General features: G+C 68.7%; 31 protein-coding genes and 5 pseudogenes. 14 read left to right on the forward strand and 22 right to left on the reverse strand.

Annotation, left to right across the window (positions count from 1 at the left end; translation table 11 throughout):
- Positions 1 to 40: 40 nt before the first annotated feature.
- The 4 genes and pseudogenes from CG747_RS39980 to CG747_RS40000 form a co-directional block, all read right to left on the reverse strand.
- Positions 41 to 283: a hypothetical protein gene (locus CG747_RS39980; protein WP_100606807.1), complete on the reverse strand. Its 243-nt coding sequence runs from the start codon at positions 281 to 283 to the stop codon at positions 41 to 43.
- A gap of 644 nt (positions 284 to 927) precedes the next feature.
- Positions 928 to 1,176, reverse strand: a pseudogene (locus tag CG747_RS39990) (diadenosine tetraphosphate hydrolase); the annotation flags it as partial.
- 386 nt (positions 1,177 to 1,562) lie between these two features.
- Complete coding sequence (locus tag CG747_RS39995; RefSeq protein WP_100606809.1) at positions 1,563 to 2,018, reverse strand: hypothetical protein; 456 nt, start codon at positions 2,016 to 2,018, stop codon at positions 1,563 to 1,565.
- 57 nt (positions 2,019 to 2,075) lie between these two features.
- A complete protein-coding gene (locus tag CG747_RS40000) occupies positions 2,076 to 2,456 on the reverse strand; it encodes a hypothetical protein (protein ID WP_100606810.1) in 381 nt (126 codons plus the stop codon).
- Between the two features lie 153 nt (positions 2,457 to 2,609).
- Here CG747_RS40000 and CG747_RS40005 point away from each other — a divergent pair, with 153 nt between their 5' ends.
- Both CG747_RS40005 and CG747_RS40010 read left to right on the forward strand, forming a co-directional pair.
- Positions 2,610 to 3,176, forward strand: a complete 567-nt coding sequence (locus CG747_RS40005; protein ID WP_257981048.1) for a DinB family protein — start codon at positions 2,610 to 2,612, stop codon at positions 3,174 to 3,176.
- Positions 3,177 to 3,382: 206 nt separating this feature from the next.
- On the forward strand, positions 3,383 to 3,901 hold the full coding sequence (locus tag CG747_RS40010) for a GNAT family N-acetyltransferase (protein ID WP_180985927.1): 519 nt from the start codon (positions 3,383 to 3,385) through the stop codon (positions 3,899 to 3,901).
- Between the two features lie 20 nt (positions 3,902 to 3,921).
- Here the strand turns inward: CG747_RS40010 and CG747_RS40015 are convergent, their stop codons facing one another.
- From CG747_RS40015 to CG747_RS40035, 5 genes are all read right to left on the reverse strand, one after another.
- On the reverse strand, positions 3,922 to 4,623 hold the full coding sequence (locus CG747_RS40015; protein ID WP_100606811.1) for a helix-turn-helix domain-containing protein: 702 nt from the start codon (positions 4,621 to 4,623) through the stop codon (positions 3,922 to 3,924).
- A 352-nt stretch (positions 4,624 to 4,975) separates the two neighbouring features.
- Positions 4,976 to 6,004: a hypothetical protein gene (locus tag CG747_RS40020; RefSeq protein ID WP_257981049.1), complete on the reverse strand. Its 1,029-nt coding sequence runs from the start codon at positions 6,002 to 6,004 to the stop codon at positions 4,976 to 4,978.
- A 269-nt stretch (positions 6,005 to 6,273) separates the two neighbouring features.
- Positions 6,274 to 7,578 carry an NPCBM/NEW2 domain-containing protein gene (locus tag CG747_RS40025; protein ID WP_100606812.1) on the reverse strand — a complete coding sequence of 435 codons (1,305 nt, stop codon included), beginning with the start codon at positions 7,576 to 7,578 and terminating at the stop codon, positions 6,274 to 6,276.
- 7 nt (positions 7,579 to 7,585) lie between these two features.
- Entirely contained in the window at positions 7,586 to 8,554 is a 969-nt protein-coding gene (locus tag CG747_RS40030) for a replication-relaxation family protein (RefSeq protein ID WP_100606813.1), read from the reverse strand.
- A 14-nt stretch (positions 8,555 to 8,568) separates the two neighbouring features.
- On the reverse strand, positions 8,569 to 8,856 hold the full coding sequence (locus tag CG747_RS40035) for a DUF402 domain-containing protein (RefSeq protein ID WP_180985916.1): 288 nt from the start codon (positions 8,854 to 8,856) through the stop codon (positions 8,569 to 8,571).
- A gap of 15 nt (positions 8,857 to 8,871) precedes the next feature.
- Between CG747_RS40035 and CG747_RS40040 the strand changes: the two genes are divergently transcribed.
- Entirely contained in the window at positions 8,872 to 9,096 is a 225-nt protein-coding gene (locus CG747_RS40040) for a hypothetical protein (RefSeq protein ID WP_100606814.1), read from the forward strand.
- 110 nt (positions 9,097 to 9,206) lie between these two features.
- Here the strand turns inward: CG747_RS40040 and CG747_RS40045 are convergent, their stop codons facing one another.
- On the reverse strand, positions 9,207 to 9,920 hold the full coding sequence (locus CG747_RS40045; RefSeq protein ID WP_100606815.1) for a hypothetical protein: 714 nt from the start codon (positions 9,918 to 9,920) through the stop codon (positions 9,207 to 9,209).
- 410 nt (positions 9,921 to 10,330) lie between these two features.
- Between CG747_RS40045 and CG747_RS40050 the strand changes: the two genes are divergently transcribed.
- Both CG747_RS40050 and CG747_RS48510 read left to right on the forward strand, forming a co-directional pair.
- Positions 10,331 to 10,615, forward strand: coding sequence for a hypothetical protein (locus CG747_RS40050; protein WP_100606816.1), 285 nt, complete (start codon positions 10,331 to 10,333; stop codon positions 10,613 to 10,615).
- Between the two features lie 390 nt (positions 10,616 to 11,005).
- Entirely contained in the window at positions 11,006 to 11,578 is a 573-nt protein-coding gene (locus CG747_RS48510) for a pYEATS domain-containing protein (RefSeq protein ID WP_180985917.1), read from the forward strand.
- A gap of 126 nt (positions 11,579 to 11,704) precedes the next feature.
- Here the strand turns inward: CG747_RS48510 and CG747_RS40060 are convergent, their stop codons facing one another.
- Positions 11,705 to 12,013: a hypothetical protein gene (locus tag CG747_RS40060; protein WP_100606818.1), complete on the reverse strand. Its 309-nt coding sequence runs from the start codon at positions 12,011 to 12,013 to the stop codon at positions 11,705 to 11,707.
- Positions 12,014 to 12,458: 445 nt separating this feature from the next.
- On the opposite strand from CG747_RS40060, the gene CG747_RS40070 reads away from it, so the two are divergent.
- Positions 12,459 to 13,502, forward strand: a complete 1,044-nt coding sequence (locus CG747_RS40070) for an RNA-guided endonuclease TnpB family protein (protein ID WP_100606820.1) — start codon at positions 12,459 to 12,461, stop codon at positions 13,500 to 13,502.
- An 81-nt stretch (positions 13,503 to 13,583) separates the two neighbouring features.
- Here the strand turns inward: CG747_RS40070 and CG747_RS40075 are convergent.
- Positions 13,584 to 13,967 (reverse strand): annotated as a pseudogene (locus CG747_RS40075) (transposase); the annotation flags it as partial.
- 423 nt (positions 13,968 to 14,390) lie between these two features.
- Between CG747_RS40075 and CG747_RS40080 the strand changes: the two are divergent.
- On the forward strand, positions 14,391 to 15,185 hold the full coding sequence (locus CG747_RS40080) for an NADP-dependent oxidoreductase (RefSeq protein ID WP_107490343.1): 795 nt from the start codon (positions 14,391 to 14,393) through the stop codon (positions 15,183 to 15,185).
- A gap of 75 nt (positions 15,186 to 15,260) precedes the next feature.
- Positions 15,261 to 15,437: pseudogene (locus CG747_RS50830) on the forward strand (transposase); the annotation flags it as partial.
- Here CG747_RS50830 and CG747_RS47605 read toward each other — a convergent pair.
- Both CG747_RS47605 and CG747_RS40100 read right to left on the reverse strand, forming a co-directional pair.
- A complete protein-coding gene (locus CG747_RS47605; protein ID WP_146022240.1) occupies positions 15,362 to 15,826 on the reverse strand; it encodes a Scr1 family TA system antitoxin-like transcriptional regulator in 465 nt (154 codons plus the stop codon). The pseudogene CG747_RS50830 and the gene CG747_RS47605 overlap by 76 nt on opposite strands.
- Positions 15,827 to 17,097: 1,271 nt before the next feature.
- Positions 17,098 to 17,559, reverse strand: a complete 462-nt coding sequence (locus tag CG747_RS40100; RefSeq protein ID WP_100606824.1) for a hypothetical protein — start codon at positions 17,557 to 17,559, stop codon at positions 17,098 to 17,100.
- A gap of 267 nt (positions 17,560 to 17,826) precedes the next feature.
- Between CG747_RS40100 and CG747_RS47610 the strand changes: the two genes are divergently transcribed.
- Positions 17,827 to 18,147: a glycosyltransferase family 2 protein gene (locus CG747_RS47610; protein WP_146022241.1), complete on the forward strand. Its 321-nt coding sequence runs from the start codon at positions 17,827 to 17,829 to the stop codon at positions 18,145 to 18,147.
- 616 nt (positions 18,148 to 18,763) lie between these two features.
- Here the strand turns inward: CG747_RS47610 and CG747_RS40110 are convergent.
- The 6 genes from CG747_RS40110 to CG747_RS40130 all read right to left on the reverse strand — a co-directional run bounded on the left by CG747_RS40110 (position 18,764) and on the right by CG747_RS40130 (position 21,513).
- Positions 18,764 to 19,747: a radical SAM/SPASM domain-containing protein gene (locus tag CG747_RS40110; protein ID WP_100606826.1), complete on the reverse strand. Its 984-nt coding sequence runs from the start codon at positions 19,745 to 19,747 to the stop codon at positions 18,764 to 18,766.
- Positions 19,748 to 19,946: 199 nt separating this feature from the next.
- On the reverse strand, positions 19,947 to 20,435 hold the full coding sequence (locus tag CG747_RS40115; protein ID WP_180985919.1) for an NUDIX domain-containing protein: 489 nt from the start codon (positions 20,433 to 20,435) through the stop codon (positions 19,947 to 19,949).
- Complete coding sequence (locus tag CG747_RS40120) at positions 20,432 to 20,614, reverse strand: hypothetical protein (RefSeq protein ID WP_100606828.1); 183 nt, start codon at positions 20,612 to 20,614, stop codon at positions 20,432 to 20,434. Before CG747_RS40120 ends, CG747_RS40115 begins: the two co-directional genes overlap by 4 nt.
- A gap of 169 nt (positions 20,615 to 20,783) precedes the next feature.
- Positions 20,784 to 20,987 (reverse strand): hypothetical protein, encoded by a 204-nt coding sequence (locus CG747_RS40125; RefSeq protein WP_100606829.1) that lies wholly within the window; start codon positions 20,985 to 20,987, stop codon positions 20,784 to 20,786.
- Entirely contained in the window at positions 20,984 to 21,145 is a 162-nt protein-coding gene (locus tag CG747_RS48515; RefSeq protein ID WP_180985920.1) for a hypothetical protein, read from the reverse strand. Before CG747_RS48515 ends, CG747_RS40125 begins: the two co-directional genes overlap by 4 nt.
- The gene (locus CG747_RS40130; RefSeq protein ID WP_146022242.1) at positions 21,142 to 21,513 is read right to left on the reverse strand and encodes a DUF6415 family natural product biosynthesis protein; all 372 of its coding nucleotides are present in this window, start codon (positions 21,511 to 21,513) and stop codon (positions 21,142 to 21,144) included. The genes CG747_RS48515 and CG747_RS40130 overlap by 4 nt, the downstream gene beginning before the upstream one ends.
- A gap of 181 nt (positions 21,514 to 21,694) precedes the next feature.
- Here CG747_RS40130 and CG747_RS40135 point away from each other — a divergent pair, with 181 nt between their 5' ends.
- Together CG747_RS40135 and CG747_RS40140 are read left to right on the forward strand one after the other, a co-directional pair.
- Complete coding sequence (locus CG747_RS40135) at positions 21,695 to 23,137, forward strand: helix-turn-helix transcriptional regulator (RefSeq protein ID WP_100606831.1); 1,443 nt, start codon at positions 21,695 to 21,697, stop codon at positions 23,135 to 23,137.
- Between the two features lie 14 nt (positions 23,138 to 23,151).
- Positions 23,152 to 23,634, forward strand: coding sequence for a hypothetical protein (locus CG747_RS40140; RefSeq protein ID WP_100606832.1), 483 nt, complete (start codon positions 23,152 to 23,154; stop codon positions 23,632 to 23,634).
- Positions 23,635 to 23,669: 35 nt separating this feature from the next.
- Here CG747_RS40140 and CG747_RS50835 read toward each other — a convergent pair whose 3' ends face one another.
- The gene (locus tag CG747_RS50835) at positions 23,670 to 24,308 is read right to left on the reverse strand and encodes a collagen-like protein (RefSeq protein ID WP_100606833.1); all 639 of its coding nucleotides are present in this window, start codon (positions 24,306 to 24,308) and stop codon (positions 23,670 to 23,672) included.
- On the reverse strand, positions 24,262 to 24,603 hold the full coding sequence (locus CG747_RS40150) for a hypothetical protein (protein ID WP_100606834.1): 342 nt from the start codon (positions 24,601 to 24,603) through the stop codon (positions 24,262 to 24,264). The genes CG747_RS50835 and CG747_RS40150 overlap by 47 nt, the downstream gene beginning before the upstream one ends.
- Before the next feature lie 37 nt (positions 24,604 to 24,640).
- On the opposite strand from CG747_RS40150, the pseudogene CG747_RS50215 reads away from it, so the two are divergent.
- The 3 genes and pseudogenes from CG747_RS50215 to CG747_RS40160 form a co-directional block, all read left to right on the forward strand.
- Positions 24,641 to 24,798: pseudogene (locus CG747_RS50215) on the forward strand (ribokinase); the annotation flags it as partial.
- Positions 24,795 to 25,159: pseudogene (rbsD, locus tag CG747_RS40155) on the forward strand (D-ribose pyranase); the annotation flags it as partial. The pseudogenes CG747_RS50215 and rbsD, both read left to right, overlap by 4 nt.
- A 43-nt stretch (positions 25,160 to 25,202) precedes the next feature.
- Positions 25,203 to 25,640: a DUF6221 family protein gene (locus CG747_RS40160; protein WP_146022243.1), complete on the forward strand. Its 438-nt coding sequence runs from the start codon at positions 25,203 to 25,205 to the stop codon at positions 25,638 to 25,640.
- The last annotated feature ends 16 nt before the right edge of the window (positions 25,641 to 25,656 follow it).

Consider the following 25,656-nt stretch of genomic DNA (forward strand, 5'->3'; position numbering starts at 1 on the left):
TCTTCATGAGCCTTCTAGCCGACCTTGCTGGTGAGCGGCGTCAGCTGAGGTCGATGATGTCGACGACGGCCACGGTTTTCTGTTTGTAGCTGACGAAGATCATGGCGAGGGCGCCGTCAATGTGTAGCCGCCGGTTCCACTCGTCGGCGTGACCGCGGGGGGCGGTGTGTCCGATGGGGTCGCGGCAGGCGGCTTCGAGGGCGACGGTGAGGGCGTGGCTCGCGTCGGGTGGGAGTTGGCCGTGGAGGGGTTCGCAGCCGGGGTCGTAGATGAGCCGGAACAACGCGCTGACCTCCTACAGGTCTGCCTGAACACGGGCCGGGTTGGGGTAGGCGTTCAGCAGAGCATCGGATCAGCGACGGTGCGTAATTGGGTTCTGGGGTTAGGCGGCGCCGCGACCGACCCGGATTTGGGCGGCTTCGCGCTGGACCCATTCGGTTCGGTCGACCCACTCTCCCGGGAGTTCCTCGCCGCGACGGTCGGCGGCGGCGAGTTCCCGGCCGCGTTGCTCGGCGGCGAGGATGCGGCTGGCGCGGCCGGCCCGAGCGCATATGCCACAGTCATGTGCCAACAGCATGTCGTCGTAACCACGCAGGTCAGGGCCCCGTTTCTCAGATCATGAGCGAATTGGATGAACGGCTCCTGGCCTCATCGAGGGCGTCGGCGACGAAGGCGAGCGGCGCCTACCGTGCGCGAGGCACACGCGGCGGTGGCGCTCCTGTAGCTGCTGGCCGCGGGGGCGGGTGAGGGCGCGTTTGCGGCCCGACAACTCGCCGGCAACCTCGCCTTACGACTGCCGGCCGATGACTGACAGCACAGCATCCGGACGGGCCACGCTGCACCAAGAACCCGCACACACCACTGCGAGGTGGGCCCCTACGGTGCAGGGAACGGACGTATGGCAGTCCTGGCCACGCGACGCCCTCTCTTGCGACATGATTCATGGCCGAACGCCCGGCGGAGCTGGTCCATGTCAGACAAGAACGACAGCCGCTTGGCTTTCGGCAGGTCCGACAGCCGCTGCACATCCGGTTCATCCACGAGCAGAACCGAGTAGCCCGGCAGGAACTGAACATCGCCGATCGCCGCGAACCCCGACGTCAACCGTCGCAGCACGGTCGGGTTTTCACCCCTCAGCGCAGTCCCGATCCGATCCATCCGCCAGTCACCAGTCATGGCCAAAACCTACATTCCGGTGATCGGGGACCGCTCTTCGCTCCCCATCTTCCTCACACAGTTCAAATACCAAGCAAGTGGGGCGCGGTGCCGGCCGTTTTCAAAGATCCTTATCAACCGATCCAGCTCTCGCGAAAATCCGTAAAACACCACGTCACAGGGCATTCTGACGGGGAATCGCGAAGATTGGACCGGCAGGTTCGAGGGTGCTAGGCGGCAGGTGGTGGCAGCACCGTGGAACAGCAAGGGGTTAGCCGCGCAAGTGCCCGAAGACGGTGTTCAAGGGCGGGCGGCGGGCCCGGGCGTCGAGGACGGCCGTACGAACACGCCCATGAGCACCACACGGCGGTGCTGAGCATCGCGGCAACGGCCGGCCCCGCGCATCGTCAAGTTCCCGGCGGACAGCCCAGCCCCGACAACGCTCGCGCACCGCCGTCGGCCGCCGGTGCTATGCCGACACGCCGCCGCACGAAGGCAGTCCAAGGGCCAGCGCGCCCTGGCGCGCCGCGGCCTGCTGCCGGGTCAAGGCCTGCAGAAGCCGGCCCCGCGGCGGCCGCCGGGCCCGCGCCGGCCGGGTGCGCGCCGGGGCGGTGCGCGTCGGTCGCGGCGGCGCCGAGGCAGAACGCGCCGAGCTCCACCCGGGCGAAGGCAGCGAGCATGGCGAGGACGTCGGCGATCCAGGCAGCCGAGTCGGCCTGCACGAGGCAGTGCAGCACGATCACGTAGCCGTCGGTGCCCGCGTCCTTCGCGACGACGAACGCGACAGCGGCATCGAGCGAGCCGGCCACGGCAGCCAACTCCAGCAGTCCCTCCTCCAGGGCGACGGTGCGCTGGAGCAGCACCAGGCGTTCGACGGCCCGCGGTTCAAGGCCGCCGGCAGGCTCGAGCGGACAATCCCGCTACACCAGGACGACCAGCCAGGCTCCCTCCGCAGACGGCCCGCCTGCCAGCAGCCGCACCGCGGCCTCCCCATCACTCCCCCACGCCCGCGACGCCACCGGTGAGCGGGCGCGCGGCGACCAGCCGAGCGTCCAACTGCGGGTCCACCTCCGCGATCCGCGGCCACGCCCACAGCCGCTCGGCCAACGAGAGGCCAGCCGCGGCCCCAGGAAGGCGGCCGGGTCGCGGAGGCGGACCTCGTCCAGGCCGACGACGAAGACCAGATGCCCCGCGCGGCGGCCGCGGATGCATGGCGGTGGAACCTCGACCACCAACTGCCGGCCGGCAAGCCCCAGCCGCCGGCCCGACCTCGCCACCTTCTTCGCCGTCTTGGTCATCATCACCGCGACCAGGACGGGAGTTGCTGACCGCAGCCCCGGGGCCGACTTGCGCCGGCGCACCCCCGACGGGCGAGCGCGAGCAGCGACGACCCGAGTAGCCGTGCTGCCGGATTCTCGATTCCCAACGCATCGACGTTGTGCGAGGGTCGGCCAGTGACTGCCTCCCGAAACGAATCCGTCCCGGAATATGCACTCGACCTGCTGCGCTGGCAGTTCGACCTGACCTGGTCACTGTTCGAGTACCACCTGGAGAGGCTCGAACCAGACGACTTCCTGTGGGAGCCTGCCGCAAACTGCTGGACGATACGCCAGGCCGACGACGGGACGTGGGTACCGGACTGGGCGGAGAGCGAGCCCGACCCCGTTCCTGTACCGAGTATCGGCTGGCTGAGCTGGCACATCGGCTGGTGGTGGAGCGTGGCCATTGACCACGCTCACGGCAGAGCGCCTCAGGAGCGCAGCGCCATCACCTGGCCGGGCGTGGGCAAGCCGGCTGTCGAGTGGCTGCACGGTCTGCGTGAGCAGTGGCTGGAGGCACTGGGCCGGCTCACCGGTACCGACCTGTACTCGACCGCCCCCTTCCCGTGGCAGAACGGCCCCCGACACACCGTTGCTCACATGGTCGCCTGGGTGAACGCCGAACTGATGAAGAACGCCGCGGAGATCGGCCAACTACGTCTCCAGCGGACTGCCAACAGCCCATCGACGACCACAGGCTGACGGCGTGCCGTGACCGGGAACGTTCACCGGGTTGGGGTTGCGGTGGTGGATGGTGCCGTGAGCCGCTTGCCGGACCGCTTCGAAACCGTTGGACACCCTTCGGGTGAGTCGGCGAGCATCCGCAGGTGACAGATGAATCCGATCACCAGAGACCGCTCACGAGGAGCCCGAAACGCATCCGTTTTGTCGAGCTGTCCGGCGGGACGATGTCCGCTTTGCTCGATGGAGACCTGCCCGGAGCCAGCAGGATGGCCGGGGTTTCGCTGACCGAGTACTTCGTGACCGACAGAGCACGGTGGTTGTGGCAGTTCCGGCTCGACCAGATGGCCGCCGATCCCGGCCATGCGCGGTGGATGGTGCGGCAAGCGGTCGTCGGCGACAAGGGTCTCGTCGTCGGGCATGCCGGGTTCCACGGACCGCCAGATGAGGTCGGCATGGTCGAGATCGGCTACTCCGTCGCTCCCGGCTTCCGTCGCCAGGGATACGCCCGATCCACGCTGATCGAGTTGCTCCGCCGGACAGCAGCCGAAACCGCAGTCACGACCGTCCGGGCGACGATCAGCCCCGACAACGTGGCATCCCTGGCCACGATCTCGGGCTTCGGCTTCGTTGAGGTTGGAGAGCAGTGGGACGAAGAGGACGGTCTCGAACTCGTCTTTGAGGGCCCTGCCCGCCGGATTCCACCCGCTTGGTGGGAAGGCTCGCGGCAGAACACTGAGTTGTGACTGTCGAGTCGGCGCGGCGGTCAGGCCGCGGCAGCATGTGCGCGTCCGCCACAGCGGATGCCCTTCTCGCTGCGGATGCGGGCGCGTTCGCGGCGTTGAGCGGCCAGAACGTCGGGGTGGCGGGCATTGGCGTTGCGCCACCGCAGGTAACGGTGCAGGGCTCGGGTCTGCACGGTGTGGTTGGGGTGGGTGGAGTTGGCGATGGTGAACTGCCGCAGCGGGCCGAAGTGCGCCTCGGTCGGGTTGGCCCAGGAGGCGTTGGTCGGGGTGAAGCCCAGCTCGGCCTTGCTCTTCTTCGCCCAGTGCCGGGTCTTGGCTCCTTTGTGGGCGGAGAGGTTGTCCAGGATTACGTAGATCGGGGCGCCGTCGGGGCGGGCGTCCCGGATCGACTTCAGCGCCGCCAGGGGGTTTGCCGCGCCTTTGTGGTGACGGTTGACGCCCCACAGGGTGTCGTCGCAGATCGAGTAGCAGCCATGGAAGTAGGTGACGCCATGGGTGCGGTGGTAGGTCGCCGGCAGCCGGTCGAGCAGGCGGGGACGGCCTCCCGCCCGCTGAGGGTCCAAGCAGGCCAGCCCGATCTCGTTGAACCGGTGGATCACATCGCGGACGGTGTTCTCGTCCGCCTGGACCAGCTGCGCGATCACCGGCACGCGGTTGCCTCCGGCCGAGGCCAGGATCGTCATCGCGCGGCGGTACCGCACCGCGCTGCTGCTGCCCGTCATCGACGACGGTGCCGCGCTGCCGGACGCCCCGTCGACTGACGGCGGACATGGGGAACCTGGCGTCGCCCAGGATTGCTGCGGTCAGCTGCAATCCTGCGAGGACAAGGCCGGTACCCCACAAAGGTGCACGTGGGTGCGTACGGGGTCGTTGGAGGTGATGCGTCCGAAGGGCGCCCCCGCGGGGGCGCCCTTCGGACGCATCACCTCCAACGACCCTGGGGTTGTTCTGAGGGCGTTCACGGCTCTGCTGCGCAATTCGCGTTGGTCATGTGGTGATCACATCGCGAGGTTGTGCCACCCCGGGAGCGCTCGGTCACTCACACGGGTCCGAGTAGCCGCACTCGTGCACGTGTCATGCCGGGGGCTTCTGCAGCCAGTCTGCTTCGGTGGTCCAGAACATGTGGCGCGCACCGAGGTAGTCGTGGGCGAAGTCCGTGAACCGTTCGCGGGTGTACGGCTTACCGGTCTTGGGGTCCTTGGCGTTGATGTCGGGTTCCTGGACGGCCATTGCGACGAGGGGAAGGGCATCCTTGTATTCGTGGAGGAACTTGTAGGAGTTCTCCATCTGGTACTTCCGGTCCGGCAGGGTGTCCGGTCCTCCGATGCCGATCTTCTTGTCCCTGGCGAGGTCGAACATCTCCTTCATGCGCTTGTGGTCGTCGTCGTCCGGCAGGAAGTTGATGTACTGGATGAACTGCGTCTTGGTGAAGACCTTCTTGCCGTAGCGCATGTTGTCGATCTCGGCATCGCTGTAGGACTTCGAGGTGTACTTGGTCTGATCCTTCTTGGTGTCCACCTCGACCGCGGTCTCCGGAAGGTTCACCCCGGCGAGCTTGCCGTCGAACTTCTCCGCCATCGCCTTCAGCATGGCCTGGAAGTCTGCTCGCACCTCTTTGTTCCACTGCGCGGCCATGGCCCCATGGGTGGTGGGGTTGTCAGGGTTCTCATCGACCGTCGGCGCGACCCCGCCCTCGTCCTTCACATATTGGGGAACGTTGGCGTCCTTCATGGCTACATCGAAGAACCGATCCTGAACCTGGACGAACAGTTTCTTGTGGCGTTCCTGGAGATACGTCAGGGCATTGTCCAGCCGCGACCACTTGTACTCCCCCTTCTTCCCCTCAAGGGCCTTCCAGGGCACCACCACCTGTACGCCGCCGATGTCCGTACGGTCAATCATGGCCTTGACCATAGGGTCCTCGCCGGACGTGGCATCCTCGAATGCACCGAGCGACATGTACAGATTGTCCGTCACCTTGCCGTGGGACACCGAGGCGGCAGCCTTGTCGGGGGCCGGAGCCGCGGCGGCCACCCCGACGATGGCCGTCAAGGCCACGGCCGTGAGGACAACAGATCCGACTGCACCACGTTGCATCATCATGAACGAGACGCTATGGAAACGTTCTAAGTGAAAGATAAGAGCGTCCGTCGTCGCTCCCGGTGCCGGCACTCACCGCCACCGGATCTGACGGTCCGTCACGAAATGGCAGGTTTCTCGCACATCACCTCTGCCCCTCCAGAGCAACCCCGTCATCTTCTCGGCGCGAGGTTGCCTGGGCCGGTGCGGAGGCGGCGCATCCGTGCGGGTGACCGCAAGATCCGCCGGAATGATCGTTACGACTACAAGGTCCGACCGCTGTAGGCGGCCGCTCAGCTGCAGGTGATGAGGGGGCCACCCCAGTCCGCGTGGTCGGAGTTGTTCCCGTTGCCGCCGTCAGTGACCACGAGCCGCAGCTCGGTGCCGCCGGTGAGGTCTGCAGTGAGGTGCTTCGCGGATTGGCCGACCGTCATCAGCCCGCTGTCGGCGGCCTTCGTACCGTCCCGGTAGATCTGGAAGACCACTGAACCGTTCGCGCCCACCTCGTCGTCGATGCCCACGTCCACGCTGAGGGCCGAGCAGGTGCCGCCGAGGTTGTAGGTGATCTCGCTGTAGGCGTGGGCCCCCAGACCTTCGGGGTAGCCGACACCCTTGATGGTGAGGGGGTGTCCGTCGGTGCTGCTATTCACCCTCACCGGCCCCCAGCCGTTGGTGCTGGAGGTCCACGGCCGGGCACCCAACGCGGTGGTGCGGGCGGTCGACGGGTTCCCCCCGGTGCCCGGGTGCGCGGATGGCGACGACGAGGGTTGGGAGCTCGATTGCGTCGACGCCGTGGTGGGCGTTGCGGCTGGTGTGCCCGACGCCGAGCTGGAGACGGTCGCTGAGCTCCCGGGAGAAGCCGTCGGCGGCTGGTCCGGAGTGGGGGCAGAAGAGGGACCGGACCGTCCGGAGCTGGTGGCCGAAGCGGGGCCGGACCGTCCGGGGCTGGTAGCCGAGGCATCGTGGCGCGCCAGGCCGAGCAGGGAGCCGACGGATAGGGCAACGCCGGCCAGGACGGTCACGGCAACAGCGAGCACGACGATGCGCGCCGGTGAGAGTCGGGATACCTGGGCCCTACCTGGTTCGGCGGACGGGTTCAGCCCCACGGGGCGCACGGCGGCGGGCTCGCCACCGGTGGAGGACTCCTGTTCGGTGCCGGAGGGATCGGGGCCATCCCCCGAGTGCTGGGCGGCCAGCCAGGACGCGAAGTCGTCGCGCAGCTCGGTGCTTCGGGAGTTCCGGTGCCAGGCAGTGGCGGTGTGGCGTACCGCCGCCAGCAAGCTGCCCCGCCAGGCCGCATCGGGATGCTCTCCTGGGTCGTGGGAGTGCAGGACGCCGGCGATGGCTTCCGCCGCCAGATGCGCTGCGGCCTGGGAGGATCCGCAGCAGGCGCGGGCGTAGGCCAGTACCTCGGCGTAGTGCCGGCGGTGGAACTCGTTGAGGGCTTCCTCGCCTGCCTCGGCTGCGCCGTCTGGAGCTGGCGCGTCACACGCATCAGCCGCCACCCGGTCCCTGATCCGGGCTGCCGCACGGATACGCTGGACCAGTTCGGTATCGGACAGTTCTGTCCCACCGATTGGGTCGAATTGCTCTTGCATGAGTGGGCTACCGACCCTTCAACGTCCTGACGACTGATAAAAATACCGCAAGGCGTGGACGACTCCGGCGGCCGGCCCGTCGCGCCGCCGACCGGTGTGGAACAACGCATCTTGATGCGGCGTGACTTGGTAGGCATCCCCGAGATGCGATCCTCCCATGCTCCGGGGCCTGGCTTTGCCACCTGCCTTGCCGGTGTGGGCGGTTGAGGTCGGCGACCTTCGCTATCTGGCTCTTGGCGGAGCGCTTGCCGACCTGGTGGAAAACGAGCAGGGCTGGCGGGTGCACCCGCTCGTATTCGTCGCACCCGGGTGCGCTCCAGCGGGTGCGCCACATCGGCTTGTCGATGCCGTCGGCGTCCTTCTCCTTCTGCTTGAAGAACCGGGCGTACTTGTCGAACTTCGCGGCGATGAGGGCGGCGCCCTCGGTGCAGTTGTCGGCCTCGATGAACAGCAGCGGCAGCCCGGCCTCCGGGGCGGTGAGGACGACGTCGGCGCGGGCACTGCCGATCGCCGGGTTCTTCCAAGTGCCCTTCACCGGGAACGCGACCTCGGTGGCGTAGGAGGTGAGGGTGCCGATCCCGTCCGAGGCGTCGACAGCAGCCCGCGCGGCGGCCTGGGCTTCGGCTGGCTGCTCGGTGAGCTGATCGAGGTCGGGCTTCGGGCGGATCAGCGCGATGACCGTCTCGTTCACCGTCATCGGGTGCGCGGCACCGGAGCGGCCCGCGCTCTTGGGCATGCTGCCCATCTCCTCCGGCATGCGGTCCAGGTCGATCGCAGCGGCGGCCAACCAGGCCGTGCCTGCGCAGATCGTTCGCCGCGCCGCCGTGGAAGCTGTGCACGCTTCCTTCTGCTGGGCGGCCGTCTTCTTCAGGGTGTGCCGGTAGGTCAGGTGCGGCGAGGCCAGTCGCTGGAGAAGCGTACGGACTGGTACTACGGCCTGAACCACTTCCAGTACCGCGTCATCGGCGAGAAGCACTGCGACCAGGTCACCTACCGCGTCGACGTGCAAAAGCGGTACGACTGGGGCGCCACTGCCCGACCCCGACGAGCCGCAAGCTTCGTCACGCCCTCGGCGAAAGGGCCTGTGCGTTCCTCCAGCATCGCGAGGATGTGTGCGCGGGCAGCGTCGACGGACTGGTGCTCGGTGTCGCTGATGATGCCGAGTCGCCTCGCGTGGGCGTGCTCGTCTTCGTCCTTCCACTCCCACCGGCTCAGGTCCGGGGCGATGACCAGGTCCACAGCAAGGTCGAAGGTCTCGAACCCGTCGGTGGTCGCCACGATGCGGAGATCCAGTTGGTTGAGGCCGCGGAGGCATGGGCACGGCAGGAATCGGAGCCGGAGGACCTGGTCGAGGTCTGGACGCTTCTTGAGGACGAGGCTGTGCGGCTGAGGAACAAGACCGGGGCGAATCGGCTGGGCCTCGCCCTGTTGCTGAAGTTCTTCGAGGTCGAGGCACGGTTCCCGAGAAGGCGGGAGAAGTTCCGGCGCCTGCGGTGGCGCACGTGGCCCAGCAGATGAAGGTGCCGGCCGAGGAGTGGGCCGCGTACGACTGGCAGGGCCGGGCGATCACTCGGCACCGCACGGAGATCGGCCGGAAGCCGCGGCCAGCCGCACAGTGCGCGTCCCATTCATCCACCGCGATCACCGTTCGCATGGTCATGCCCCGACTCTGCGACGTTGCGCGCGCCCCGGCGGACCGCGGCGGGATAGCCGAGTCTGTCGGCGGCCTGGTCGAACGACAGCCCCGTCTTCATCAGTGCCGCGATGCGCTCGCCGCGAATCTGGGACAGCACCCGCTGAGCTGTCGCCGGCGCGACCTTGAGCGCGCCGCGCACGTCGGCGATCGTGATCGCTGGCGAAGCGTCAAGGAGCGCCGCGACCCTTGGGCGGAGTTCACCGCGCGGAGCCGCGTTCGTCCTCCCCTTCGGTCGACCGGCCGCGCTCCCCTTGCCCGGGCGCGCGTCCTTGAAGGCGAGTACGGCGCCGCGGGGCCAGTGCTCCACCCCGCAGACGTCCACCAGGTGCCGCGTGAGCTCGGAGTCCGCCTTGTACCCGTCCCAGGTCCGGGGGCCCACATCCAGCGACGCTGCGGCTTCCTGCCGGTCCAAGAGGACCTCGGGGCCCTCCATGGGCGGCAGCGCCGGGACGGGCTCGCCGGCGAGATAGGCGGTGGTCTGCTCGCCGTCCCACAACAGCACCCGGGCCCCTTCGGAGCTGATCGGCGCCGGAAACCCCTCCGCGGCGTACGGCTTCTTGTTTCCGAAAGTCCCCATGGCCATGCCCATGTCCTGGGCCAGCAGTTCCCGGGTCCGCACCAGATGCCGCCGGTTCGGGTGGATCACCGGTCTCTTCCTTTCGACACTCCGCACGGCAGATAGGCCTCATCGGCCTGCGACGCCTTGCACGGCACGGCCTCACAACGAGTTCCCCGACGGCCTGGTGCAGCTGCAACGCGACCTCCGACAAGCGGACGTCGACCTTAAGACATTCCTCGACGAGCGCCCCCACTCCCCGGAAGCCCGGGCGGGGACCTTCGTCGTCGCGGCCTCACAACGCGACACCATCCTCCCGCGGAAACACCGCCGGACACCGCCGGCAAATCCACGACCGCGCTCACTGCTCCCGCGCCCCGTTCGGATCATCAAGCTCGGCCTTTCAGGCGATTGATGGACTCCTCGCGAGCCAGGCGGCCGACACAGGGGTACGGCGAATCAGCACACCACCACCCGGAGCCCCCACGAGGAGATCAGCCATGTACGCAGCAATCCGACGCTATGAAGGCGTAACCGATCCCGCCGAGGCAGGGCGCCTCGTCAACGAGGGGTTCGTACCGCTCATGCGCCAGCTCCCCGGCTTCGTGGCCTACTACTGGATCGACGCCGGGAACGGAGTGATGATCTCGACCAGCATCTTCCGGAACCAGGCCAGTGCCGAAAAATCAGTCTCCAAGGCGGCGGACTTCGTGCAGCACAACCTCGCATCACTGCTCCCCAACCCTCCCCAGGTCACGGCCGGCGAGGTCGTGGCGTCCGGGTGATGAGATGACCTCTCGGGGGCCGAGAGACATCCGCCCGACCCTCAAGGGATCACGCTGTGGTCACCCGGCTCAGACCGCCAGCGCCTCTTCCCGCGGAAACACCGCCGGGCACCGTCAGCAGATAATCGACCGCGCCCGCAACGCCCGCGCCTCCACCGGCGCCGACACCCGCCACCCTCCACGGCCACATCACACTCGAAGCGTCAAAGTGATGTCCGCACAGGACATCGCCGGCCCTGCGCGAGCGTCGCCAACCCCCGACTACGTGCTCACACAGAGGGTTGTCCAACATCGGTCCGCGCAGCTTGCGTTGTGACTCGTAAAGCCCCGGTGAGAGACTGCGTTGCCGATCAGCGTCGGCGCGACAGGGCACTTTTTTTGGGGGGGAAGTTGAAGGACTGGATACCATTTCTACAGGCTTCGATCTGGCCGATCGTGGTACTGACCCTCGCTTTCAAGTTCCGCGCCGGGCTGGGGCGACTCATCGAAGCAATCAACAGCCGAGTCGAGCGTGGCGACTCCTTCGAGGCAGGGGCTTCAGGGATAAGGCTCGGGCCCTCCTCCCCGCAGGCCCCTACTGGGGCCGAGCCCCAGCCGGGCGCGCAACCCGTCCTCGAAGTGCCACCACCGCTGGCCGAACTGAGTGAGCCGGCAACCGAAGCCGCTCCCAGCGTTCATCTGGTTCACAGCGCGCACCGCGACAGCGCACTCGACCGAAACGGCTACAGATACTTCCGGCTCCGCATCGCCCTTGAGGGCGATAGCGACTCCGATCTCGACCGTGTCGTCAAGGTCATCTACCACCTACACCCGACATTCCGAGACCCCGACCGCACCATTAGGAATCGCGCGACCAGCTTCGAACTCACCACGGCCGGCTGGGGAACGTTCAATCTGACGGCCGACGTCTACGTGAAGGACAGCCTTGAGCCCATCCGGCTGGAGCGGTATCTGAACTTCTGACCGCGAGACGACAGCAGCCCCGTCTGGTTGGATGCTGTTGGTTAATTCCGCCCCACTGGACCTCATCCAGTGGGGCGGAATTAACCAACAGCATCCACGACGGGCGGGGCTGCTCCACCTTCCAGCTCAGGCCGCCAGCCCCTCCTCATGCAGAAACGTCGCCGGACACCGCCGACAAATCCACGACCGCGACCACCTGGCTCGCGCATCCTCAGCAGCCCGCGCCCGAGTCGACAGCCAGAACCCCATCCCCACGCCACCAGCCAGCAACAGGATTCCGGCCGCCATCCCGCCCGTCACCAAAGCGACCACACCCAACACCCCAGCCGCCCACGGAAACACCCACTGCACCTTGAACTCGACCGGCGGCGCGTACTTGTCGCGCAGCTCCGACTCCTTCGGCAGCGACTTCCAGAACTCCGGCAGGTGCAACACCTGGCTCGACTCCTTGCAACGCGGACATGCGAGCGCCATGCAACCCCCCTCAAGTCAGAAGAAAGCAGCCTGCCAGCAGCAGGCGGCGGTTGACAGGGCGTGAAGAGGCTAACCGGGCGCATACAGAGGCGAGTTCGACCCGCCGGAGGGGGGCGCCGGAGGCGCAGGCGCGGAAGCAGACGAGGGTCCCGATCCCGTCGAAGCCGGCCGTCCAGAAGGCGTTCAACGCCGAGCGCGGAGACACCCGGACCGAGGCCGAGAGGGTGTGCCCGTGGTGGCATGAGGTGAACACCTATTGTCTTCCAGTCCGCGTTCATCGACGCCGACCGAGCCTGGAAGAACTGGCTCGACTCCTTCGCGGGCAAGCGGGTCGGCCGTCGGGTCGGGTACCCCGTGGTTCAAGAAGCGCGGTCGCGCCCGGGACTCCTTCCGTCTGCACCACGATGTGAAGAAGCCCGGCATCCGGCTGGCCACGCACCGCCGGCTGCGGATCGGGTCGTTCGGTGAGATGCGCCTGCACGACTCCGGCAACCGCCTGTTCCGCCAGGTCGCCCGCGGTGAAGCCGTCGCGCAGTCGGTGACCGTCTCCCGCGGCGGGCACCGCTGGTACGCGTCCGTGCTGTGTAAGGTCACCACGGGCCTCCCCGACCGCCCGACACGCCAGCAGGCCGAACGCGGCAAGGTCGGCGTCGACCTGGGCGTGAAGGTCCTCGCCGGGCTCTCCAAGCCCCTCCCCACTGACGGGCCCGTCAAGGTCCGCGGGGGCGGTCTGCTGGTGGACAACCCACGGCCGCTACGCGCGGCGATGCAGGGGCTGGCGAAGGCCCAGCGAGTGCTGTCACGGAAGCAGAAGGGGTCCAAGGGGCGGGAGAAGGCCCGGCAACGAGTCGGCCGGCTGCACCACCAGGTCGCCATCCGTCGCAACGCCGTCCTCCATCAGGTCACCAAAGCCCTCGCTACACACTTCTCGATCGTGTCAGTGGAGAACCTCCACGTCGCCGGAATGACCCGCTCGGCCCGCGGAACCGTGGACACCCCAGGACGGCGCGTACGGCAAAAAGCCGGCCTGAACCGAGCAACCCTCGACTCCGCCCCCGGCGAGCTGCGCCGGCAACTCGCCTACAAGACTTCCTGGTACGGGTCACAACTGGCGGTCCTCGACCGCTGGTGGCCCTCCAGCAAGACCTGCTCGAACTGCGGATGGCAACACCCAAGCCTGACGCTGGCCGACAGGACGTTCCACTGCACCAACTGCGGCCTGACGATGGACCGGGACCTCAACGCGGCCCTCAACATCGAACGGCACACCGAATCACCCAACGTCGCCGCTGATAGAGGGGAGACGGAAAACGCCCGCCGAGCACCTGTCAGACTCCCCGGCCCCCGGGGCCGGGGAGCAGGGTGCGGCGAAGCGGGAAAACGCTGGCCCATTTGGGCCGGCGCCACCTCGGCGGAGCAATCCGCCGACACTCCCACTCCAACGCCATGAACAGGTAGAACTGTTCTGAAACGGCAGGTCACAAAGTGTCCGGCCCGCGGGTGCTGGGAGCGATCGCTTGTAGTTCGGGGATCAAGGTGGGAAATGCTGTGCTCTCATTGTGGCGACGCGGTTGCTGAGACAGTGGTGAAGCCAGCCCAGAAGGCGGTTGTAGAGGTTGCGCTGGGCTGCGGTGTGCCGATCTCCGGCTTCTCGGCGACGGTCGCAGTGGGCGCGGGCTCCGGGTGAGGCGGTCAGGGCGGAGAAGGCTCAGACGTAGCCGGCTGCAGCGAGTCGCTGGTTCTTGACCTTGCGGGCCATGACGGCGAGGTGTTTGCCGGAGGCCCGGGTGACGGAGGCGGCCCCGGCGAAGGCTTTGAGGCCGTTGGCCTCGGCGAAGCGGGACCGGTTGTCTCCGATCTCGGCGAGTATCCGGGCACCGGTGAGGGCGCCCGGGCCGGGGAAGCTGGTGATGATCGCGGCGCAACTGCCAGCCAGTGCGTGAAACCACTTACCCGCCCAGCTCAAGCGTTTGGCGGCCAGTGCCTGTGCCCCGAGAAGACCGACAACTCGTACGCACCATTTATGCGGCCGGCTCGCCACCCGTTTGCGCGAAATGGACCACATGTCCGGGTCACTAGCTGCATAGGCTCGACACCAATGCGGATGAGACCACGAGCGACCTCTGTAGGGGATCCCGAGGTCGACACTGCTGCCTGCTTTGGGTTTCCGGCCCGTACCTCCCGGTCGACCGGACTGAGCGAGAGGACAAAGATCTGCTGTGAAGGCGTGCGGAGTGTCCGGGGCCGAGAAGGAAGTCGCCCTGCTGGAGTTGCCCGAACCGCCATCTCCCGGCCCCGGTCAGTTCCTGGTGGCGGTTGAGGCGGCCGGGGTCGGCCCGTGGGACGAACTGCTGAACGGCGCTGGTTGGGACGTGGGGCTGCGCCCCCGGCGGCGCTGGGAGTGGAGGGCGCGGGCAAGGTGCTGGCTGTCGGCGCGGGTGTCACCGGGTTTGCCGTAGGCGACCGGGTGCTCGCACACGAGGCCCCGCTGCCCGGGGGAAGCGGCTTCTGGGCGGAACGCGTTCTGATCAACGAGGATCACGCGGCAGCCTGCCCGCCCGGGCTGGACGCCGTGCACGCGGCGGCGCTGCCGGTCAACGGACTCACCGCGTTGCAGGCCCTGGAGAAGCTGGACCTCAGCAAAGGACAGCGGCTCCTGATCACCAACGGAGGCGGGGCCACCGGAGCCCTGGCCATCCAGCTCGCCGCGGCCAAGGGCATCGAGGTGACCGCGACCGCGTCTGCTGCCGCCGCAGAGCGCCTGCTCGATCTGGGAGCGATGGAGGTCGTCGACTACCACGACCCGCACTGGTCGGTCAAGGTACGCGGCGGGTTCGACGCCGCCCTCATCATCGCCACCAGCACGGCGGACGCCGCCCTGCCTTTGGTGCGGGACGGCGGCCGCCTGTGCTCCCTGACCTCGGACGCGCCTCCGGAGGAACGAGGCATCACGAGTTGGGACCTCTACGTCGAGCCCAACGCCACGCAGCTTGTCCAGCTGGCGGAGCAGGCCGCCGCGGGAACCTTGAAACTCGCACCGGACCCCCTGCCGCTGAGCGAAGGACCGGCCGCATTCGCCCGGGTGGTTACCGGACGGGCCGGCGGAAAGAAGATCGTGCTCACCCAAGCATGACCCGACCGGGCACCGCCCGATCCCGATGCTGGGCCACGGTGCCTGCCGATCGAGAAGTCGTCGGGCTGAGACAGGTGGCTCAACCGCATCGAGGCCCAGTTCACCGCCCTGCGCTACTTCGCTCTTGACGGCACCGACCGCGCCAGCCGCAAAGAGCAAGGCAGCATGATCCGCCGCTACATCGTCTGGCAGAACAAGCACGCACCCGACGTACGGCTCCGCGAGGTAGTCAGCAGGGCGAACGTCGCCTGATGCGGCACCAGCGGTCGTACGGATGCCCCACACGTGCTCGGCGGCACGGCCGGCTCGCTGCGGTCCGGGCGAGCCGGCCGGCCGTCGCCGACGGGGCGGACCGGGAGTGGAGCCTCGCGGGTGAGTACCGCTGCGCGCTGCATGCGCAGTTCGGCGAACGTCTTGACTTCTCGTTCGGTTCGCCAGCGGCGGCTGCCCTCGATGACGGCGTGGGCGTAGTGGTGGGTTTGGAGGATGCCGGGGATGACCTGGGAGGCGTAGATGTCCGCCTGGGCGGCGAGTTCTTCGAGTTCGAGGTAGTCGACGAAGGGGTCGGGGACCGCGTCGCCGTACTGACGTAGGAGGTTGGTGCGGCGGGTGGAGCGCCCTCGCCCTCCGCGCGACCGCACACGGTTCCGGCACGGAACCCCCAAGTATACCGGCGCCTTCCGCAAAGGCGACGTCGTCTACCTCTCCGGCCGCCTGGTCCACCTCCACGGCCCGGGCGCGGCCAGCGCCTTCGGCATCGAGCTGACGCCCTGGTCGGCCGCCGAATCCTTCCTCGCGATAGCGGATCACCGGGCACGCCAGACCACCACCGACGATCGGCCCCTGTGGATCGACCGCGGCTCTCCGGCCCGATGTCCGGCTGGGCCCATGCCCGCGCCCGGGCCCGGCGTCTCGGACCGCCTCGTCGGTCACGTGGCCGATGCCGGGCCGGGATACGACGAGCATCTGGGCTGCGCGCGAGGCCGCTCCCCCGGTCATCGGTCACCGGGCCGGTCGCGCCGCCGGCGTCCACGGCCCGCCCGTCGGCCACCGCCGAGTCGCCACCGAAGGCCCGGACAGCCGTGTCGGCCGGGACGGCGCCCGCGCCATGTCCGCCGGACACCGCGCGTCCCCTCCCCCTTCTCGCTCCTCTTGCCGGCTTGCCCGAAGGCATGCCCCGGGCGTCAAAGTGCAGGTCGCAGGCTTGTGTCGCGGCCGGGCAAGCCCTGTTGGCCGATCGGGCAAGCCCTCGTGACCGGTGGATGTAGCGCACGGCAAGCCCGGGGAGGTGCCGGGCAAGCCCATCCGGCCGCCGCGGCAAGGCGAGGGTGACCGGTCACAGTGGACGGGTGACCGATGGACGTGGATCGGTCGTGACCGGTGTCCGATGAGGGCCGGGACGGTCACCGGTCGCGGGCCCATCGGCCACCGGTCACCTGCACGTCGGTCACTGTGACCGGTCAGGTGCCGGGAGGCCCATGGCCGGTCACGTCCGGCGAGCTCGCCGGACTGGCAAGTGCCCGCTGCCCCGGACGTCCCGCGGACCGCAGGCCCGGGTCTCCCGTAGCCGCCGGTTATCTAGGGCTATCAAGTATTTCTGCAGCTCAGAGCGGTAGAGCCAAGTGAGGCATGTCAGGCATGTTGCTGGTGGCCCGTGTTCGCTGACGGGGATGAGCAGCCGAGAGCACTTGAGGATCGGGCGGAGTTGGTCGACCGCGGGTGCTCCGGCCGGGCTGTGCTGGGGATCCCCGTATCTCACGCTTCCTCGTAGACCGCGGTGTACGCCTGCACAATGAGGCGACACTGGCTGTCGCTGGGGCCGCCCCATCATCCGCTCTCCTGCTGCCCCTGCGCGATCCCCACGAGGCCGCGACAAGCGGTTCGAGCAGAGCCTCGGCGTGAAGCGGCGTGGTCACAAGGCGAGTTGGTATGAGTAGAAGCCGTCTTCGTCCTTGACGGTCCTGGCGTTCAGGCGGGCGGTGATGCCCTCGGCGAGGCCGGGCTCGGCCGGGGACCACTGCATCTCGGTGTAGCCGGCCCGCCTGGCGTGCCGGGCTGCCTCGGCCGCGAGAGCGGCAATTGCGTCGATGTCCGCCGTGGTGGCCGGGGAGGCGGTGTTGTAGCCAGTGGTGAGGCGTTCGCGTTCCTGCCGGACCATGATCCACTGAAGGATGGCCGTGCCGCCCGGGTGTCCGCTGCTGAAGTACACCGCCCATCCCAGCAGTTCGCCGTCCTGGCGCGCGGCGAGGACCCCTGCCGGTGCCGGCCACGGCTTGCTGGTGAGCTCCGGCATCTCCATGGGCGTGCCCGCGTACAGTTCCCGGTACAGCTGTACCTCGCCAGCCCCCTGGGCGATCTCCTCCACGACCAGCATGCAAACCTCCCAAACACCACGTATGTGACTGGGAAGACGGCACTGTGCCTGGTGAGGTTGAGTGTGAGTGGAGTGCAGTCCGGCGGCGCTCTCATACAAGACGGCTCCTGCTGCTGCCCACCGGAGGAAGGACAGCAGCCGGTTGCCGGCGGGAGCGCCATCAGTGGCAGCGGCTCGCCTCCTGCTGATCTCCCTGGCCTTGTCGGCCGTAGAGTGCAGTTCGTCTGTCGTGGTCTGGTTCGGGGCGTAGTGCATGTTCTTGGTCTGATGCGGGTGCGCAACGGCGGGCCGGGCCTGGGGGCGGCGCTGGATGGGCTGGCGCGGTGGTGCGACGACATCTATGTGGTGGATGACCGCAGCACCGACGGGACTGCCGAGGTGCTGTGTGCGCATCCGCGGGTGACCAACGTGGTGCATGCCCGCGCGGGCCCGCCCGATGATCCGTGGCCGGTGCCGGAGTCGAGAACTGATGCGCGGCTCGATCGAACTTGCAAAGCAGATGTCGGCGGTTCAAATCCGTCTGTGCCCACCCAGGTAAACCGTGAGGTAAACACCCCCAATCCACTGAGTGAGGGGCCGTTTCCATGATCAGAGTCCACATGCTCACGAGTGGATCCCTCGACACGGCTCTCAAGGACATCGCGGTACCGCCGACGACAACGCCCCCGTCCTCGCCCGCAAGGGGCAAAACGGGGGCGTCGTGCACCGGGTAGCGCTCGGGGAAGGGTCAGCCCTGCTCGGCCTCCGGTGTGCTGCCGAGGGTCTCTGTGAGGCAGGCACGGGCGGCGTCGACGAACACCTCACGGGCCTTCTTGAACGAACCCAGTCCTGTTCTTCCGTGCCGGCCCGGCCGAGCTGTCGGATCTGCTCGATGACGGCGTGAGCTTCCTTGTGCGGTCCGACCGGCTCGACCACGATCCGGTTGAACGCGTCCCGGGTGGCCGCGTACGCCGCGTCCTGCGCCTGCCGTGTCGCGTCCACGCTCGGGTACTGGCCATCGGCCTTCCACCAGCACACCGACGACTCGTCGTCGGCGGCGCTGAGGAACGCGGCGTACGCGTCCCGGCGGGACAGATAGAGGTCGGTCGCGCTGGCGCTCATGGGCTTCTCCGTAGGGCGGGGGGCGAGAGCGATGTCACGCTACTCGCACGTGCTGCCGCACTCACCCCCGCGCCCGGACGTTCCCCCGTTGGTGGAGCCGTGTTCAGCAGTCCGTACCGGCAATCCGAGGGTTGTCGTATCGCACCGAGCGGTGCGGGGACATGATCGGCTCGGCCAGTTCCTCCGCACCGTCCGTCGGCCCGCACACGGCGTCCGGAGCGCAGGCGAGCTGTGGCGAGCACGTGTCGAAGGACGGGTTGCAGTCGGGCAGGCAACTCGGGTCGCTCGCGGTGGGCATCTTGTCGGGGAAGGCGCGGCCGAGTTCGGCGCGGGCGCCCTGCATCGCGGCGCCGTTGTAGATGGCGGCGAGGCTCTGTTCGTGGACGTTGCCGGCGGTCATCCAGCGGGCGAACACGCACGGCCACACGTCTCCGTTGGGTGCGATGGCGAACTTGTTGCGTCCGCAGCGTCCGCACAGCTTGGTGATGTCCGGGCCGGTGCCGTTGGCGCCGCGGCCGAACGGCCTGATCTTGTCCGTGCGGACATCGCGGAGACCGATGTCGAGCAGGTCGCGGCGGGCTTGGGTCGCACGCTGGCCCTGGAGGACGTTGATCACGCTGCCGCGCAGGGGGATCCCGAGGGTCTTGGCCTTCTCTACGTTGGCGCGGGTGCGGGCGTGGGAGCCGCGGTTCTCGGTCACGTCGTCGTGGTCGTCGCCGTCGTCGGAGTAGTAGCTGAACGCCAGCCGGACGCCCGGAAGTTGGAGCGCGGACCATACCTCGCCGGTGATATGGGTGAGGTCGCTGAACACCTCGATCCGCATGTGGTGCTTACGGGCGTGGGCGATGTAGGCGGGCAGGGACGGGTGGAGGGTGGGTTCCCCGCCGATGAACTGCACGTCGCGGACGTGCAGCGCGGCGAGTTCGTCGAGGACCCGGAACCAGTCGGCGTCCGTCATCGTGCCGTGCGTCCCCTCGGGCGAGGAGTCGGCGTAGCACTGGCGGCACTTCAGGTTGCAGAATCCGGTGATCTCCAGCCAGGCGAATTGCGGGCCCAGTGGGGCGAGCGAGCGCGACAGTAAGGGCATGGACTCCTCCTTGTGGAGCGCTGGTGACCCGCCCCGGCGACCGTCCTCACCAAGGGGCACCGGGGCGGGGTGGGTGGCAGCCCGGACCAGGGTGGAAAGTCCGGGCGGCCGGTGCTCCGCACGTCCCGCGTATCAAGGGGAGGGGACGTGCGGGCCCCGTCCGGCCGGACTTGGCCAGGCGGCCGGACGGGAGTCGGAGCTAGGGCTCGTACGGCCGGCTGGCGCCTTCCAGGAACAGCGCTCCGCCGCCCACCTTGGCGACGTACAGAGCGGCCTGCACCCGCGCGGCGGTGTGGGGCTGTGCTGCGTCTGCGAGCTGGTCCGGGGCGATGAACGCGTGCTCGCTGAACTCCTCGCTCTTCAAACGGACTTCCGCCTCGGGCGAGAGTTCGCCGCAGTCGAAGACCAGGTTGCTCCCCTCTGCCCGTCCGGCCGTGGCCGGCATGTGGTGCTCGACCAGCAGCAGACCGGGGGTGGCGTGCAGCCCGGTCTCCTCCAGCACCTTTCGGCGCAGCGCCGCGAGGGCGGACTCGCCGCCGACGGCGCACCCGCCGGGAAGGCACCACGGGAGTTCGTCCCGGTTGCGCTTGCGGAGCATCAGGGGGTGGCCGGCGGTGTTGCGGAAGAGGGCGAGGCACCCGACCCTGCGGCCGTCCGGGTCGGTGAACTCGTCCCTCGCCGTGGTCACCCGGTCCCCCTGTCGCTGCCGTATTTGCGGGCGAAGTCGCTGGCCCGCTCGGCGGCAAGGTCGTTGAACATCTCGCGCGCCGCGGGTGGCAGGCCTTCGTCCCGGGAGGCGTTCGCCGCTGCCCCGAGGGACAGGACGTCGTTGAAGAACTCATCATCATCGGGGGTGGGTGTCGCCATGGCTGTGTCCTAGTCGCGGGGTAAAGGAGATGGGTGCGCCTGCCCGGCGCGGCGTCCAACCTGGGGCGGGTGCTGCGCTCTCGTCCGCCATCGCCGGGGAGAAAAGAGGAAAACCCCGGGTGTGGCGTGAGGAGCGCGCCCGGCGACCCGTGCGCCGGGGGCTGTGTGGTCAGGCGGCGGGGGCCTGCTCGTCGTCCAGGCAGTAGGGGCAGTTCACTCGGCGGAACCACTCCTCGGCCCGGTCGTCCGGGGCGCCGTCGCCGCACTTCGGCCGCTGCTTGCCGGCGACCCAGACGAGTTCGTGAACGGTCATCACGTCGTCGCCGATGGTTCCCGCCATCACGCCGTACGGGGGTTCGCTGGTCGTCGTCATCGCTCCGCCCACCGCAGGTCGAGCCCGAGCTCGGGGAGCCGGGTGCGGTGGCCGCCCTTGTGCTTGCGGCCGCCGTCGCACCGGGCCCACCGCGGGCGGCGCGGGGGCCGGTGTTGGGCGGGCCACTGGTGACGTGCGGTGCACTGCCGGAATCTCACGCCTGTCTCCCCGCGGTAGGCGCCTCGGGAAGCGCAGCGCTGGCCGCGCGGCGGGGCCTGTATTCACCGCGGCTGGCGGTGTAGTAGGCCAGTAGCCATTGGCAGTCCCGGGCGCGCTGGGGGACCTCGGCGTACGCGGACAGTATGCCCTTACCCAAGGAAAAGGCCATGTGTTTCGTGATCCGGTCGAGCCGGTAGCGGTCCGGCGGGTGAGGGCTGGTGATCCGGCGGGCCTCGACGAGGAGCAGCGCGACGTGACCGCGCAGCGCCTCGTCCGTGGCCACGAGTTCCTCCCGGCTCGGCCGGATCGAGCCGAGGCGCAGCGCCTGGCGGATCGTGTCGGCGATCGTTTCGGAGTCGATCGGCACGTTAAGTGTGGCGTCCGGCGGCCTGTCCATTCCTCGCTCCGATCTGGTGGGGATGGTCTGAGCGTGCCGGTTGAGTGACGGGGCGGGAATCACCGTCAGGGGTTACCGAGGCGGTAATAGACTCGTTGGAGGTGCAGCACGACGATGGGTCGCGCCTGGGATCGCTCTGGAAGAGGGCCCGATGGTCACCCCAACAAGGCCACTTGGCCCCGACGTGTTAGAGCGTGAAGACCTACGCCGCGCACTGGAGGAGCACGACTTCGCGGCTGCGTTCTCCCTGATCAAGAAATGGGCAGGACTCAGCCAAAACAAGATCGCATCGGCGTGCGACCTCACGCCCGGCAAGGTCTCCAACATCATCTCGGGGCGGCACAACGTCACCTCCATCTCGGTGATTCGCCGTATCGCCGACGGCCTTGGGATCCCCGGCACCCTGTTGGGCCTCTCCCCTCGCCCATGGGAGCAAGAGGCCCAACACCCAGGATCCCCGACTGTCGAGGAACGCCAACCCTCCGAGGAGGTGCCGTGGCGTCCCGACGCCACTGTCGGTCTAGCCGACCACCTAACCAGGAGCGATCTCGTGATGAACCGCCGCGCAGCAACGCGCGCCCTGTCCGCCGTTGCCGTCACGGGCACGGCGTTGCTCGACGCCTTGGAAGGTTGGCTCCAGCCCGCCAGTGCCGACAGTCGTCCCCGGCGCCGCGGTCGACTCGGTGAGCGGGATCTCGATGCGCTGGAAGCCACGGCACGCGCCTTCCGCAGCTGGGACCACCAGTACGGCGGCGGGCTGCGACGCAAGGCGATTCTGGGGCAGCTGAGCGAGGTGACCGCAGCGCTCGAAGAGCATCAAAAGGGCTACATCGAACGGCGTTTGTACGGGGTCATGGCCCAACTTGCGGGTAGTGCGGCCACCATGGCATGGGATTCGGGGCAGCAACGGCGGGCTCAGGACTACTACCGGGTGGCGCTGCGCTCGGCCCACGCGGCGGGCGACGCCCGGTTCGGGGCCAACGTCCTCGCCGGCATGGCGCGGCAGATGCTCTACGTCAACCGTCCGCAAGACGCCCTCGAACTGGTCCGACTTGCCCAGGACGGCGTCCGCACCACGGCAGGGCCGAGGCTGCGCGCCATGCTCCACACCCGCGAAGCATGGGCTTACGCGGCGATGGGAAGGCACGCAGCCTTCCACCGGGCAACTAGGCAGGCCGAGGAAACCCTGACTTCGGCCAGCACCGAAGAAGAGCCCTACTGGATTGGCTACTTCGACAGCGCCGAACTCGCCGGCGTGACCGGCGGGCGACTCCTCGACCTCGCCCGCACCGATCCCCAGCAGCATGCGCCGACCGCCGCGAGCGCGATCCGGGCCGCGCTCGACCAGCGAGGCCCGGAAGCCAGCCGGAGCCATGCCCTCGACTGGATCGGACTGGCCGAGTGCAGCTTCCTCGTCGGTGATGTCGCCGGTGCTGCCGAGACGACCCGGCATGCTGTGGGCGCCGCTGCGCTCACCCAGTCCGGGCGGGTCCGTCAGCAACTCGCGCAGCTCTACCCGTATACCGTCGGCAGAGATGTTCCGGGACCGCTTCGTGAGGCTCGGGACGACATTCGCGACCTGCTGGCAACGTAGGAGGCAGAGAAGGCATGACGACCATCGCCGTAACCGGCCACATGGACCTCAGCGAGAGCACCGTGTTGCTCGTGCAGGATGAGTTGCGGAGCCTGCTGGGGAAGCACCAGGGCGAGTTGGTCGGAGTCACCTGCCTCGCGCGTGGCTCGGACACTTTGTTCGCTGAGGCAGTGATCGCGGCGGGCGGACGGTTGGTCGTCATCCTGCCCTCACAGGACTACCGGCAGGCCAAGGTAAAGCCGGACCACGCGCCTACGTTCGACCGCCTCACCGCTGCGGCGAACGTGGTGACCATGCCGCACGAGACGGCGAATCGCGCGGCATACGAGGCAGCCAACGGTGAACTTCTCAAGCGCGCCGACCGCCTCGTAGCCGTCTGGGACGGCGCGCCGCCTTCCGGAAAGGGCGGGGGCACAGCGGACACCGTGGAACTGGCGCGTGCCGCAGGCCTGCCGGTGGACATCATCTGGCCAAACGGCGCGCGACGTGGCGCATAGGGAAGGGCTCTTGCGAGAGAGGAGCGCTTCGGCGATCAGGCACGACGTCGGTCCGGAGTGAGGCCGGCCAGCTGTGATGTTGACGGGGTGGGGTCGGGGCTCTCGGGGGCGCTGTCGCGGCGGTATACCAGAGCGTCCGGATCGGCGGGTGGGGCCTGGAGGTGGTAGCCGGTGGGGCAGATCTGGCCGTCCAGGCCGTCCGTCCCGTCGCGGCCGTCCTTGCCCGCCGGCCCGGGATCGCCCTGCGGGCCGGGCGGGCCGGCCTGGCCGGCGGCGCCGTCGGTGCCAGCGGGCCCGGGGGCCCCGTCCGCGCCGGTCGCCCCCGCGGTTCCGGCCCTGCCAGTGGCGCCGGGCTTTCCGCTCGGGCCGGTCGGGCCCGTCGCCCCGGGTGCCCCGGGCTCGCCCTGCTGGCCTTGAACCCCGCACGGTCCCCGTATGGTCTGGCCGGCGTCGCCCCGACTCCCCGGTGGGCCAGCCACTGGGCGCTCGCCGAGGGCCTGCACCTGGCGGGCGAGGGCATCCCGCGCGGCGTTGGCGTCCTGCAGGTCCGCGCTCAGGTGCTGAACGGTGAGGACGATCGAGGCGACCACCGCGCCGAGCAGCAGCGCGCCGGCCACGGTCAGCACATCACCGCGGCGCCGGCGCTGCTCGTCCGCGCACACCTGCGGCCACATCACGATCCCATCCCTGGAGTAGCAGGATCACCACGGGCAGCAGGATCCCGACCAGCGGCACGACCACCGCGCCGATCAGCCACCGGCGAGTCGCCACCAGCTTCTCGGCGCCCTTCTCCCTCAGCGTCTCCAGCGCGGTGATGCGGGCCACGAGGGCCTCGTGGCCCAGGTCGTAGACGTCCTGGCTGGCCTTGGAGTCGATGCGGCGTCCGAGTTGTTGGATGTCGTCGCGGACGTCGGCGAGCCGATCCTCGAAACGCCTTTCCACCTCGCCGAGGGTCGGCTCGTCGGACATGCGGTCTCCTGGGCCGTGTGTCGAAAGTGGATCTTGAGCGATGAATGTCTTCACGGCCGCCCTCGCCTGGCGGCTGGGCGCGGGCACGAGCCTCGCGGAGGCGGCGGGCTACGCGACCCGCGTCGGCGCGGCGGCCGTGACGAAGGCGGGGCGCAGGAGTCGTATCCGACGGCCGAGGAGGTCGAACAACTGTGAAGAAGTCGGGCATCCTGAATCTCCATCTGGCGGTCGTGCTGGCCGAGTTGGGCTCGGGGACGAGACGCTGGTCCGCGACGCCGGCATGCCGATCCCGGCCGGGCCGCGCGTGGTGGACCTGGCCTTCCGGGCCGGGGTGCCGCCCTTCGCGGAGGTCTTCGCCGGGCTGGTGGACGAGCTGGTGCTGGAGGGCGCCACGGTGGCGGAGGAGCTGCGCGGGGACCATCTCGACCTGGTGGAGCGGCCGTTCGCCAACCTGGACTTCGTACCGCACCAGCGGCGCAAGAAGTTGTCGGCGGGAGCGCGGCTGATCGTGCGTACCGGTGAGGCGGGCCCGTATGCCAATGTGCTGTTGCGGTGTTGGGGGGTTCTTCTGAGAGGCCCTGAAACAGGGAGGGGACGCCATGGACGACCTTGTGCGGTTTCTGTACGCCCGGCTCGATGACGACGCACGGGCGGCGCGCTCGGCACTGGGGCGGGAGTGGCTGTTCGGTGCTGGGTGGTTGATCGCCGAGGGCCCGCCCGGGGGCGGCGAGCGCCCGCGCGAGGTGTGCGAGATCGCGGACGAGCCGACGGGCCGGTACATCGCGCGGCAGAATCCGGCGCGGGTGCTGCGCGGCGGCGCGGCTCTGAAGCGGATCGTGGACGAGTACACGGAGACGGCCCGTCGGCGGGACGCGGCCGTCGGCCGGATCAAGGAGCGCGGGGAGCGGGCGTCCCAGGAGGATCTGGACGCGTGGGACCGCTCCCAGTACCAGGCCGGCATCCTGGAGGGTCCGCTCAGGCTGCTCGCGCTGATGTACGCGGACCACCCGGACTACCGGGACACGTGGCGGCCGTAATCAACTCCATGGTCGA

The sequence above is a fragment of the Streptomyces sp. CB02959 genome (assembly GCF_002803155.1).
Classification (GTDB): Bacteria; Actinomycetota; Actinomycetes; order Streptomycetales; family Streptomycetaceae; genus Streptomyces.